We start from the raw sequence: 12,994 nt of genomic DNA, 5'->3' as shown, positions 1-12,994 counted from the left end.
GGTATACGGCGCTCACGGCGCCGTGGGTGCAGCCGCACTGCTGGCCGCCGTGCGTGACCGCGAAACCGTCCTCGGCCGCCCGTTGCACGCTGACGAGCTGGAGCCCGTCAGCCGTTATCTGGTCAACAATGCCACTTCGGCCACCGCCGAAAACCTGTACCGTGCCCGACGCAGTTTCGAATTGATCGGCAGTCGCATGGAACACCTGTTCGACGACTATGACCTGCTGCTCAGTCCGGTCACCTCGCAGATCACTCCCGAATTGAAAGTGGCCAGTCTGGATCAGGATTACCCGCACTACATCCAGGGCATCATCGGCAGCATCGGCTACAGCGTACTGGCCAATGTCAGTGGCCAGCCGTCCATGTCGGTGCCGCTGGGCACCAGCAGCAGCGGCTTGCCCATCGGCATGATGTTCAGTGCAGGCTGGTGCCGCGAAGACCTGTTGTTCCAATTGGCCGGGCAACTCGAACAGGCAAGCCCCTGGGCTGATCGACGCGCACCGCTGTAAGCCACTCAACCGATGAACACTGCTCGATGGGATTGAAATGATGAATAACCAAATCTCCGGATTTCGCCGTCATTACACCTTGTTTGTGTTGTTCCTGATTTCGGCGGTCAGCCTGATCGACCGTCAGGTCATGGGCGTTGTGATTGAACCGATCAAGGCCGAATTTCACGTTTCCGATACCCAGATCGGCCTGCTTACAGGTCTGGCCTTTGCTCTGGTCTACTGCCTGTTTGCGATCCCGTTGGGGCGCTTTGCCGACCGTGGCCATCGGCGCAACCTGATCGGCTGGTGCTGTGCGTTCTGGAGCGTGATGGCCATGCTTTGCGGCTTTGCCAGTAACTTCTGGACCCTGGCCCTGGCACGCATCGGCGTGGCAGTGGGCGAGTCGGGCAGCGGCGCAGCATCGATGTCGATGATCGCCGACCTCTACCCGCCCCATCAGCGCTCCAAGGCCATCAGCGTATTCATGCTCGGAGCGCCCATCGGCGCCTTGCTGGGCATGAGCCTGGGCGCCTATATCGCGTACTACCACGGCTGGCGCGAAGCCTTTATCTGGATGGCGCTGCCTGGTATCGCTGCCGCTGTATTGCTGCGGTTTACGGCTGCCGAACCATTGCGCGGCTTATGGGAGAAAGCCCGTGAGTCGCGCCCAGCCGTGCCCCATGAAAGCGTGATGCAAGTGATGCGCGTGGCCTGGGCGTCGAAAACCTTTGTACGTATTGCCCTGGCCGGGGCGCTGCTGGCGTTTGCCAGTTATGCGTTCAGTATCTGGAGCACTGCATTTCTGGTACGCAGCCACGGGCTGACGCTCAAGGACGCAGGCATCATCATGGGCCTGGCAGCCGGGCCGGGGGCCATTATCGGCTCTCTGTCCAGCGGCTGGTTGAGCGCCTGTCTGGCCCAACGCGACAGCCGCTGGCAATTGGGCGTGCCGATCGTCGGGGCACTGCTGGCCTTGCCGATGTCGATTGCCTTCGCGCTGTACCCGGCCGGTCATCCCTGGACGCTGGGTGCGCTGCAAGTGCCCCAGGCAACGGTGTTCATGTTTGGCATGTCGGTGTTCGGCATGTGGTGGATGGCACCGAGCTACACCGCCATTGCCCAACTGGTGGCGCCTGAGCGCCGCGCAACCATGATCGCCCTCTACAACTTCGGGATCATGGCCATCGGTGCAGGTTTCGGCCCATTGGCCGTGGGTGTGCTGAGTGATCACCTGACCCCGCTAATGGGCATCAATGCCCTGCGCTGGTCGCTGGTCATCTGTTCCGGGGGTTATCTGCTGGCGAGCGGGTTGTTGATCAGCGTATTGCGGCCGTACGGGATCGCAGCCGGTCTTGCCAATGTACTGCCGGTGTTGCCGACGGCCAAAATGCGCACGGCCTGACAATCACTATGGGGGCCGGCTTTGCTCCGCAGCCTGTATCGCGGACAGCCCGCTCTCCAGAGGGTTGCAGCCAATCACTTGACCCGGACGAAACCGGACTCCACACCGAACACTTCAAGCCCATCCACAGTGGACTGGCCTATGGTGATGGCTCGACGCTCAACCAGGGCGTCCAACCCGTCGCGATACTCGACAGACAGGGTATCACCGTCCCTCTCGACGGCTTCGTGGGGGATGATGAAACTGTTGTCGTTGCGGTAGGTAACGATGGTCATCCGGGCGCTCATGCCCAGCCTCACACGCTTGAAATCACCACCGGAAGGCTGGTTAACCGTAATGGTGAGCGGAAACCTTGCTGCACTGCCCTCATTTTGATCCTGTACGGCCAGTTGACTGATAGAACTGATATAGCCACTCAGGGCTGCCGAAAAACCCTCTCCGGTAATCCTGACTTCCTGATTAAGAGAAAACTTGCTGACGTCGGACTCCGATACCTGGGTGATGACCTTGAGCCCGCTCATATTGGCCAGTTTGATCATCTGCTGGCCCATGCTGAAAAGCGCACCTTTGTGCAACGTCACGGCATCACCACCTGTTGACTGCGGGCCTCCCAGTGACAACACAACACCCGAGTACGGCGCGTAGAGCGTCTTGTGCGCCAGCAATGCGTTCAGTTGTTTATGGATGACACTGGCGTTGCGCAGCTCCATCTCGGCAATGGTTCTGGCCTCCCCCCTGCCGGTTGCCAGCACAGTGTCGAGTTCGGAAGTAGCTGCCGCCAGCTCCAGCGCTTGCAGGTCACGCTGTTGCTTCAAGCTGTCGCGCTCATTACGGGGAACAATGCCTTTTTGATATAACGCCTCGACTTGCGAAAGCTCCAGTTCAAGGTTTTGCATGGCCAGCTCGGCCACCCTGAGTGACCGCTTTGCCCGCACCACCTGCGGATCGTTGGTCCAGGTTCTGAACGTTTCGACTACCTGCTGCTGCTTCAACTTGTTCGCCAGCGCATCCCTGACCTTGATTTCAAGCAACGCCGTATCGAAAGAAAGAAGGACCTGCCCCTCTTCGACCGACATGCCGGGGCTTAACTCATGGGCCATCAAAACCCCTTCAAAAGGGGCATTGAGTACGCTGGTTTCAACCGGTTCTACCCTGCCCACCAGGCCGATTTCATGTTCCAGCTTCTGCCTGCTGACGGCGACCCAAACCTCTGTGTCTTCAGGGACTGAGGAAGTGAACAGGGTCCACCCTGAGGCGAGCAGCAGGACAAGGATAAGGACGCTGAACGGTTTAGAAATCCTCAAGAGAAATCTCCCAGTTTTCCAGCAGCACGCCCAGCAGTACATCGCGTCGGGCCCTGGCATCCAGGTATGAAATCCTCGCATTCAGATTCGCCTCCTCTGCCGCTCGCAGGTCTGACTCGAAGCTGATGATCTGGAAGTTGCTCGAGCGCCCGACATTCAATTTGTCGGTCTCGATGGCCAGTTTGCGGCGGGACAGGTCCGTGAGCCGCTGCGAGATTTCAAGCTGGCGCCACTGGGTTTTCAACCCCCGCACCGAGTCGGTTACCTGGCGTTCAAGATCCATGCGTGCCTCTTGCTGGATCAGTGCTTGCTGCTCTACCTGGGTTCGCGCATGTACTTTGCCTTGTCGCAGGGCCATATCTGCGATGGGGATTTCCAGCTTCAGGCCGGTATAGCTGTCCCAGGATCTGCCACCACCCCGGGTACCCTGTTCGCGTAACTGATTGACCCCTGCCACCCACGACAGATCCCAAAGAGCCTGATCTTGTGCAACCAGCAGATTGATTGAGGCCACTTCACTCTGCAGCAACGTCGCCAAAAACTGAGGCTGGTTTCTCTGCGCCAGTTCAAGCGCCGCGGTCCGATCGACTTCAGGTCGGGTGACCTCCAGGGTTCCGGAGGCATGGATGCTCGTCGACAGGTCGAGGGCCAATAGCTTGAGCAGCGATAAGCGGCTGCTTTCCAGCTGATTGCCGGCCTCTTCGAGCGCCAGTTGCTGAGACGCTATATCCGCTTCAATCTGGACCGTTTCAAACTCGGCCACACGCCCCGAGGCAATCAGCAATCTATTGACCTCCAGCAACGAAACGGCCCGCGCCAAAGCCTTGCTGGCGAGGGCTACCTGGCTCTGCGATTTGAGCAGGCCGTGATAGGCCGAGATGATGTCGTAGAGGGTCTGCGACACGCTGGCCTTGGCAGTCAGCCGGTTGATCTGCCCTGTCAATCTGGCCAGGCGCAGAGGCGCAGTCGTGACATCTTTGCCCGCGCCCCGGAGCAGCGGTTGAATGACCGTCAGCTCCATACCCTCACTTTGCAGCTCCCCCGTATTCTTTGAAGCATTGAGCTGTTGCTTCCAGCCGAGTTCCAGGCGGGTTCCATACTCGCCCAGCACACTGACGCTGGGCTTGGCTTCACTGGCCCGCCCCCGGTCTGCACTGCCTCTGGAAAGCATATGGGTTGCGCTCAACTTGAGTTGCGGGTTGAATCTGTCTTGCGCCACGCGCAGGTCGAACCTCTCGCGCAAGCGTTGAAGCTTGAGGCTGCGAATGCTGTAGTTACTGCGCATACCCAGTGCAACGGCTTCGGCCAGCGACAGGTTGATAACGTGCTCGCTCAACAGCGCCGTGTTTTGGTCCGGCAAGCCTGGTTGTGCAACCGCCAGCGCGGACTGCAGCAACACGCCATATGCCGCGCCCATAAACCCTGCGCGTCTAATAATCACGAAGGGCCTCCACGGGGGGCAGGCGAGAGGCTGCGATGGCCGGTTTCAAACCAAAGAACACACCCACTGCAACGGTGCTGATCACGCCCAGGGGGATAGCATTTGCGGCTATGTCGAATGCCCAGCCCGACACCCGGGCATAGACATAAGCCAGCACCATCCCCAAGCCTGCCCCCAATACAGCACCGGTAGTGCTGAGCACCACCGCCTCAATCAGGAACAGATTGCGGATGTCATGGCGACGGGCGCCAATAGCCATGCGCAGTCCGATTTCGATGCGGCGTTCATAAACGTTCATGTACATGATGTTCATCACCGCCACACCGCCTCCCACCAGCGTGATCCCGCCCAGGGCCATCAAAAGGTAATGGAACGTGCGACTCTGGCGGTTCATGCCTTCAATCATTTGCTGGGGCGTAATCACCTCTATTGTTCGTGACATGAACGCCCGGGTCAGCCTGTCCTGCATCGTCGGGACAACACTGGCACTTTTGTTATGCGGCGGGATGCGCACAATCAGGTCATTGATCCTCGCCTCAGCGGCAACACGGGCAAGGCCCTGCAGCGGTACAAATACCGAGTCATCGACGAAAATCGGACTGAGCATCGACTCGGGTCTGGGCTGCAATACACCGACAACCTTGAACAGGTAATTCTTAAGCCTGAGCCAGTCACCCACACGAATCCGCGTCCCCCCCTGGCTCAGCGAAACGGCCACCTTATGGCCGAGGACCACTGCATTTTCAGACTGATCAAAGGTGTGTAAAAACCGCCCGTCGCTCATCGACAGTTTCATTACCTCAAAGAGCGAAGGCAGCGTCCCGACCAGACGAACATCGGCTGTCTTGCGATTGAACCCGGCCTCCAGCGACACGATCGCAGCAGGTGCGATCAACAGGTCTGCCAGGTCGAGTTTGTTGAGTGCCTCAATGTCAAAGGAGAGACGTGACTCTTGAGTGCCGGCTTGTCAGCGAGCAGTACCGAAAGGCTATCAACGCCCATGTCCTGAAAGATCAGGGCGACATCATGCCGTGCGTTATGCCCGATATTAATGACCGCAATGATTGAAGCGCTGCCGATCACAATGCCCAGAAGCGCCAGGGCCGAACGTTTGCCCAGTGTACGAAGGCTGTCTACAGCCTCGGTTAGTGTCTGTATCAGTGCCGAGGGGAGCAAAGTGCTCAGGGCTCGCACTTGCGCACCTCCTCAACCCGGCCGCCGTGCACCATGACCTGCCTGTGCATAAGTTGCGCAACCTGATGGTCATGGGTAACAACCACAAGGGTGACCCGCTGCTCCTGCTGGATCGACAGCAGCAGTTCCAGAATGGCACTGGCGGTCTGGCCGTCGAGACTGCCAGTCGGTTCATCGGCCAGTATCAGCGACGGTTGCCCAACCAGCGCACGGGCAATAGCCACGCGCTGCTTTTGCCCACCGGACAGGTCGGCGGGCATAGAATGGGCCCGCTGAGCCATCCCCACGCGCTGCAACATCTGCAGCGCCTGAGCCATGGACTGATTACGGTCGATGCCCCGATAACGAAGCGGCAAGGCTACGTTTTTGATAACGCTCAGGCGCGGGATCAAATTGAAGTTCTGAAAGACAAAACCTATATGCATCTTTCGAAGAGCTGCCAGTTCATCACTGTGCATTGCACAAACGGGCTGCCCCATAAGCAGGTACTCACCCTCGTCGGCAAAATCCAGCAGGCCGATGAGATTGAGCAATGTACTTTTACCGGAGCCAGACGGGCCGATGATGGCACAGGTGTCGCCAACCCCAAGTTCGAAGTCGACATTGCGGATTACGGGAATCAAAGCTCTATTGTGTGAATAGCACTTGCCAACGCCTTTCATTGATATGATTTTCACATCAGCCAAAACACCCATTATTTTTTAACATCCGCAGTAGCTGCATCAACTGCAAGCCAGGGGCTTCTTACACAATTTCCACTCCGTGCACGTCTGCTTATCATGAGCAAGTTCTGCTCTATAAACTTCTTTTTGTTACAGACTGCCGACCGACAAGAAAGAGCGCAAACCCCTCATATTTAAAACAGGGTTCAGGCAGCCGGTTTAAAACCTTATAGCTTCAGTCCAGCAACGCGGGTCCGGGCCTGACTTGTCAAAAATAAATTCATAGAAAGCCTCGACCCTGGCGTTGCCCACAGCCAGATTCTGACGCACAAGGTTTAGATCGTGCCATTTGCCGTCCTGGATCATGCGGTCCGGCGAGTACACCATGTTGCCACCATCAAGGTTCGGAGCTTTGCCGGCACTCAGATTAACATTGGCTTTGTTACCACCACTCTGGCCATTGAGACGGGTAATCTTGTATCGCTTGGTATGTACCCATTTACCGGTCTGAAAGTGCCGACCGGCTGTCCCTTCAATAACGCCTATAAAATTACCCGCTTTGCACGTTAGCGTGAAATCATGGTTTTTACCTATGCCAACCGGGATATCCCTGGCAACACTGACCTCAACAAAAGTACAAACAAGAAAACCAACAGCAAGTGCTTTTTTTATGGAAACCAGGAACACCGTACCCTCCTTGCATCTTAAATAATTATTGAATCAGGCCGGTACATTCGAACACCGATAAACAATAAAAAATATAAGGCGAGTTATCCGCACAACGTAGGAAATTGCGAAAGTTACTTGGTTTCTGTTTATCACCGCTGCCCTGTTTCACCCCAGCTACAACGCATAACCCGCCGCCCGTTTTTCACGGTATTACGCCACACAACACAGCGAACGAGCCTGTACAAAAGCCATAAAAAAACCCCGCTCTTCTTTCGAAGGCGGGGTTTTTCACTCTGGACAGATCAGTGCGCGTAAGTCAGTAACAACTCGGCAGGCGCTTTGAAATCCAGGGACATCATGACGCTCAGCGCGGTGATGGTGAAGATCGAGAACACGAACAGCTTGCGTGCCCAGACCTTGTCGTCGACGGCCTTGTAGCCCGTCCACGCCATGTACAGCCAGTACATGCCCATCGCAGCTGCCACGGCCATGTAGCTCATGCCGGCGTAACCGCCGAGGGTGAGCATCAGGGTCGCGATCAGAAACGCGAGGATGTAGAGCAGGATGTGCTTCTTGGCAACCTTGATCCCGCGCTTCACTGGCAACACCGGAATCGATGCAGCCAGGTAATCGTTGAAGCGGAAGATCGCGATGGCGTAGGAATGCGGCATCTGCCACAGGCTGAACATCACCAGCAAGGTCATTGCAGCCATGTCGAAGCTGTTGCTCACAGCTACATAGCCGATGACCGGAGGCATTGCACCCGACAGACTGCCGATAAGCGTGCCGTGAACCGACTTGCGCTTGAAGTACAGGCTGTACAGACCGACGTAGATCACGAAACCGATCGCGGCGAACAGAGCCGCCAGCGGGTTGGCTACGCGATACAACAGGTACAGGCCGGCGCCCCCCAGCAGGGTGGCGTAAACCAGCGCCACCTTGAGGGAGATCAGGCCTTGAACCAGTACGCGGTTCTTGGTGCGGTCCATCTTGATGTCAATGTCGCGGTCGATGCAGTTGTTGAACACACAACCGGACGCTACCACCAGGGAGGTGCCGATTACCGCGGCCAGGAACAGGGCAAGATCGAAATGCCCCTTCGAGGCCAGGAAGAACCCGCCTGCCACAGAAAGCACGTTACCGAAAATGATCCCCGGTTTGGTGATTTGGATAAAGTGCTTGAAGGACATCGGGTCTTACCTCACTTCGCCATCATTTCAGTGTGGATGCTGAACATGATCCACAGGGACAAGCCCACCAGCAGCACAATTACCAGCGCAGCAAATACCAGCGCGGTGACGTTGTTGCGTTGTGCAGGCGAACGGTCCAGGTGCAGGAAGTACACCAGGTGAACAACCACTTGCACCACGGCGAACAACAGTACGATCGCCAGGGTGGTGAATTTGGGCAGCGATGGGTACATCACCAGCCCGAACGGAATAACGGTCAGGATCACCGACAGGATGAAGCCGATCGCGTAGGACTTCACGCTGCCGTGGTTGGCGCCGTCGGAATGTGCGTTAGCCATTACAAAGTCCCCATCAGGTAAACAACGGTGAATACGCAGATCCACACCACGTCCAGGAAGTGCCAGAACAGGCTCAGGCAGCTCAGGCGGGTCTTGTTGGTCGAGGTCAGGCCGTTTTTCTGCACCTGGTACATCATGATCGCCATCCAGATCAGACCGCTGGTCACGTGCAGACCGTGGGTACCGACCAGGGTGAAGAAGCCAGACAGGAAGCCCGAACGGCTAGGGCCGTAGCCCTCGGAGATCAACAGGTGGAACTCGTTGATTTCCATGGCGATGAAGCCTGCACCGAGCAGGAAGGTCATGGCCAGCCAGAACAGCACCTGCTGTTTCTTGCCCTTGAACAACGCCAGCATGGCGAAGCCGTAGGTGATCGAACTGAACAGCAGCAGGGCAGTTTCACCCAGTACGTACGGCAGTTCGAAGATGTCGTGGCCCGACGGGCCACCTGCAACGTTGTTTACCAATACCGCGTATACCGCGAAGATCGATGCAAACAAGATGCAGTCGGTCATCAGGTAGAGCCAGAAACCAAAAATGGTTGTCTCGCCCGCGTCGTGGTGTTCCTCATGCTCATGGTCGTGACCATGAGCGTGTCCAGCAGTGGTCGCTAAGTTCGACATGGTTTAAGCCTGTTCCAACTTGGTTTCAACACGAGTAGCCGGAATTGCTTTGGCGGCTACCAGACGCTTGTGCTGCTCGGCCTCGATACGCTCGATGGTCTCGACCGGCACCATGTAGCCTTGGTCGTCACGGGCGGCGTGAGCAACGAAGACAACAACCGTACCTACCAGACCCACGATGGCCAGCCACCAGATGTGCCAGATCATCGCGAAACCGAAGACGGTCAGCAAAGCACCCATGTACACACCAGTAGCGGTGTTGTTAGGCATGTGGATAGGCGAGTACTTGGCCGGAACCTGGTACGCAGTGCCGTTTTCCTTGGCTTCGGTGAACGGGTCGATACCGTCGACTTTTGGCAGTACAGCAAAGTTGTAGAACGGTGGTGGCGACGAAGTCGACCATTCCAGCGTGTGAGCATTCCATGGATCGCCGAATTCGCAGGCGTTCTCTGGCTTGTTGCGGTCACGGACGCTGACATACAGCTGGATCAGCTGGCTGGCGATACCCATGGCAATCAGTACTGCGCCGAACAGGGCTACGTACAGGTAAGGCACCCACTCAGGGTTGGTGCTGGCATTCAGACGACGGGTCATGCCCATGAAGCCCAGTGCATAGAGCGGCATAAAGGCGATGAAGAAGCCGACGATCCAGAACCAGAACGCGCGCTTGCCCCAGGTTTCGTTCAACTTGAAGCCGAACGCTTTCGGGAAGTAGAAGCTGAAGCCTGCGATGTAACCGAATACTGCGCCGCCGATGATCACGTTATGGAAGTGAGCAATAACGAACAGGCTGTTGTGCAGTACGAAGTCAGCACCCGGGATGGCCAGCAGTACGCCAGTCATGCCGCCGATGGCGAAAGTCACCATAAAGCCCAGGGTCCACAGAACCTGGCTGGTGAAGCGCAGACGGCCCTGGTAGATGGTGAACAGCCAGTTGAATAGCTTCACCCCCGTCGGGATCGAAATCAGCATCGTCGCCAGACCGAAGAAGGCGTTGACGCTGGCACCCGAACCCATGGTGAAGAAGTGGTGCAGCCAAACCATGAAGCCCAGCACCGAGATCGCGCCGGAGGCGTAGACCATCGAGTGGTGACCGAACAGACGCTTGCCGGTGAACGTGGAGATAACTTCGGAGAAGATACCGAACGCCGGCAGAATGAGGATGTACACCTCAGGGTGACCCCACGCCCAGAACAGGTTGACGTACATCATTGGATTGCCACCAAGTTCATTGGTGAAAATGTGGAAATCCATGTAACGGTCAAGTGTCAGCAGTGCCAGGGTAGCGGTCAGGATCGGGAACGAAGCCACGATCAGGACGTTTGCCCAGGTGCAGGTCCAGGTGAAGATCGGCATGTCCATCAGTTTCATGCCTGGAGCACGCATCTTCAGTACGGTCGCCAGGAAGTTAACCCCGGTTAACGTCGTACCTAACCCCGATAGCTGTAGAGCCCAGATGTAGTAATCCATCCCCACGCCCGGACTGTACTGCAAGCCCGACAGCGGCGGATAGGCAACCCAACCGGTCTTGGCGAACTCGCCGACGCCCAGCGACAGGTTGACCAGCACAACGCCGGACACCAGCAGCCAGAAGCTCAGGGAGTTGAGGAACGGGTAGGCCACGTCACGGGCGCCGATCTGCAGCGGCACTGCAAGGTTCATCAGGCCGGTGAAGAATGGCATCGCCATGAAGATGATCATGATCACACCGTGAGCGGTGAAGATCTGGTCATAGTGTTCAGGTGGCAGGTAGCCAGGCGAACCCTCGGTGGCCATGGCCAGCTGGGTACGCATCATGATTGCGTCGGCAAAGCCGCGCAGCAGCATGACCATGGCGACGATGATGTACATCACGCCGATTTTCTTGTGGTCGACTGACGTTAGCCATTCGGTCCACAGGTAGGTCCACTTCTTGAAATACGTGATTGCTGCAAACAGTGCCAGACCACCCAGCGCGATCATGGCGATGGTCACCATCACGATCGGCTCGTGGAACGGGACCGCTTCCCAACTTAATTTACCAAACATCGTTTACTCCTCTGCCCCGGCAGCTGAATGCGAACTCATGTCCACCACATCGGTCCCGGCCACTTCTTTCTTCTCGTGCTTCACCGGCTTGCCTGGCGTCATACCTTCGTACTTGTCGACGATTTTCTGAAACAGGTTCGGTGTGTACGAGGAGAACAGTTCAACGGGGTTGTTCTGACTTGGCTTGCTCAAGGCTTCGTATTCAGCTTGGTCAAGCTGTTTAGGTGATGCTTTGACTTCACTTACCCAAGCATCGAAATCAGCCTGAGTAGTCGCGATCGCTTTGAATTTCATGCCCGTGAAACCGGCACCGCTGTAGTTGGCAGAGATGCCTTCCATTTCAGCGTTGCGGTTGGCAATCAGGTGCAGCTTGGTCGTCATCCCGGCCATGGCGTAGATCTGACCGCCCAGGCCTGGAATGAAGAACGAGTTCATGACCGTGTCAGAGGTGATACGGAAATTGACCGGGGTGTTGGCCGGGAACACGATCTTGTTGACGGTAGCGATACCCTGTTCCGGATAGATGAACATCCACTTCCAGTCCATTGCCACCACTTCGATGGTAATCGGCTTGACGTCGGACTCGAGCGGACGATAAGGGTCCAGCGCGTGGGTCGACTTGTAGGTGATCACGCCCAGGGCGATGATGATCAGAATTGGCACAGTCCAGATCACGACTTCGATCTTGGTGGAGTGCGACCATTTAGGTGTATAGGTAGCGCTGGTGTTCGACGCGCGATATTTCCACGCGAAGACGAGGGTCATAATGATGACCGGCACCACGACCAGAAGCATCAGCAGTGTTGCAGTGATGATCAGATTCCGCTCTTCGATCCCGACCTGCCCCACCGGATCGAGCAATGTCATGTTGCAACCTCCCAGCAGCAGCGTGCCGAAAAGTGGCAATAAGCCAAGGAGTCTGGGGTACCTTTTTTTAGTCATCTCACGACCTCTAAAACAGCTTGCACAATGCAGTTGGTTTTTTTCGCCAACACTTCGCCCTGCCAAGGGTTGGCTCTTTTCCGGAATTGAATGAAAGCCTGCTCTATCACCATCAGGCGAACGGGCAAAATTCCGGGTTAGCAGTGATTTCTTATTCGATACGTGGTCAATGGCCTTGTCACAGACCAATTCCATTTGGTGCGGAACTTAGAAGGGTTGCCAGTACCTGGGAGTCGCATGGGACGCCTGTATTGAACAACCCAGTCGGCCTTCAACTTCCCGCTTGGGCTCAGGGATGAGCAGGCTGGACGTTCAGTGCGGGCGATTGTAGTTAGGTAGCTCTCTATAAACCATGTCTCATCCCGAAATAATTCTTATCGGGTACGGTAACAATCCCTGCCTATTATTACGCCAAGCGTTCAAGCCCCCCCTTGAAACAGAGTTGTAGCACGTCTTTAGCCCTGCACTTTTATGCCCCTTTTTAGCGCATGAACACACCCCCCTGACCCCGCCTGAACGCCCAAATAAAAAGGGCTACAGCCGATTTGCGTTGAGTCTCGCAACCCTGATTTCAACCCCTTTGCCAGCGTCAAAATGCCTCAGCTGGGTTACACGAAGTCATACGTTTAAAAGACCACTGGTCAGACCAAAACCAGCCCTGCGACACCCTGCGCGTGACAATATGTCGCAGTGTCGCACAGCCTTTTT

The 12,994-nt window shown here is 56.5% G+C and carries 11 protein-coding genes and 1 pseudogene; 2 read left to right on the top strand and 10 right to left on the bottom strand.

What is annotated here, in order from left to right; all coding sequences use genetic code 11:
• Together GHO03_RS15410 and GHO03_RS15405 are read left to right on the top strand one after the other, a co-directional pair.
• A partial coding sequence (locus GHO03_RS15410; protein ID WP_256668623.1) for an amidase family protein occupies positions 1-511 on the top strand: 511 nt, incomplete at its 5' end.
• A gap of 40 nt (positions 512-551) precedes the next feature.
• The gene (locus GHO03_RS15405) at positions 552-1,895 is read left to right on the top strand and encodes an MFS transporter (RefSeq protein WP_095001631.1); all 1,344 of its coding nucleotides are present in this window, start codon (positions 552-554) and stop codon (positions 1,893-1,895) included.
• A 74-nt stretch (positions 1,896-1,969) separates the two neighbouring features.
• Here the strand turns inward: GHO03_RS15405 and GHO03_RS15400 are convergent, their stop codons facing one another.
• The 10 genes and pseudogenes from GHO03_RS15400 to cyoA all read right to left on the bottom strand — a co-directional run bounded on the left by GHO03_RS15400 (position 1,970) and on the right by cyoA (position 12,286).
• Positions 1,970-3,199: an efflux RND transporter periplasmic adaptor subunit gene (locus tag GHO03_RS15400; RefSeq protein ID WP_256668622.1), complete on the bottom strand. Its 1,230-nt coding sequence runs from the start codon at positions 3,197-3,199 to the stop codon at positions 1,970-1,972.
• Positions 3,186-4,640 (bottom strand): TolC family protein, encoded by a 1,455-nt coding sequence (locus tag GHO03_RS15395; RefSeq protein ID WP_240043258.1) that lies wholly within the window; start codon positions 4,638-4,640, stop codon positions 3,186-3,188. Before GHO03_RS15395 ends, GHO03_RS15400 begins: the two co-directional genes overlap by 14 nt.
• Positions 4,630-5,825: pseudogene (locus tag GHO03_RS15390) on the bottom strand (ABC transporter permease). The gene GHO03_RS15395 and the pseudogene GHO03_RS15390 overlap by 11 nt, the downstream one beginning before the upstream one ends.
• Entirely contained in the window at positions 5,822-6,529 is a 708-nt protein-coding gene (locus tag GHO03_RS15385) for an ABC transporter ATP-binding protein (RefSeq protein WP_133144796.1), read from the bottom strand. The pseudogene GHO03_RS15390 and the gene GHO03_RS15385 overlap by 4 nt, the downstream one beginning before the upstream one ends.
• A gap of 186 nt (positions 6,530-6,715) precedes the next feature.
• Complete coding sequence (locus tag GHO03_RS15380) at positions 6,716-7,183, bottom strand: hypothetical protein (protein WP_153400151.1); 468 nt, start codon at positions 7,181-7,183, stop codon at positions 6,716-6,718.
• A gap of 284 nt (positions 7,184-7,467) precedes the next feature.
• The gene (gene cyoE, locus GHO03_RS15375; RefSeq protein WP_095001514.1) at positions 7,468-8,355 is read right to left on the bottom strand and encodes a heme o synthase; all 888 of its coding nucleotides are present in this window, start codon (positions 8,353-8,355) and stop codon (positions 7,468-7,470) included.
• An 11-nt stretch (positions 8,356-8,366) separates the two neighbouring features.
• On the bottom strand, positions 8,367-8,693 hold the full coding sequence (gene cyoD / locus GHO03_RS15370; protein WP_016779556.1) for a cytochrome o ubiquinol oxidase subunit IV: 327 nt from the start codon (positions 8,691-8,693) through the stop codon (positions 8,367-8,369).
• Positions 8,693-9,316, bottom strand: a complete 624-nt coding sequence (locus GHO03_RS15365; RefSeq protein ID WP_095001515.1) for a cytochrome o ubiquinol oxidase subunit III — start codon at positions 9,314-9,316, stop codon at positions 8,693-8,695. Before GHO03_RS15365 ends, cyoD begins: the two co-directional genes overlap by 1 nt.
• 3 nt (positions 9,317-9,319) lie before the next feature.
• Positions 9,320-11,344 carry a cytochrome o ubiquinol oxidase subunit I gene (gene cyoB / locus GHO03_RS15360; protein WP_095001516.1) on the bottom strand — a complete coding sequence of 675 codons (2,025 nt, stop codon included), beginning with the start codon at positions 11,342-11,344 and terminating at the stop codon, positions 9,320-9,322.
• Positions 11,345-11,347: 3 nt separating this feature from the next.
• Positions 11,348-12,286, bottom strand: coding sequence for a ubiquinol oxidase subunit II (gene cyoA / locus GHO03_RS15355; RefSeq protein WP_095001517.1), 939 nt, complete (start codon positions 12,284-12,286; stop codon positions 11,348-11,350).
• Positions 12,287-12,994 lie beyond the last annotated feature (708 nt).

Source organism: Pseudomonas sp. FSL R10-1339 (assembly GCF_009600545.1).
Classification (GTDB): Bacteria; Pseudomonadota; Gammaproteobacteria; order Pseudomonadales; family Pseudomonadaceae; genus Aquipseudomonas; species Aquipseudomonas bubulae.
Note: the sequence above shows the minus strand (reverse complement) of the source record. Positions and strands in the feature narration are given on the sequence as shown.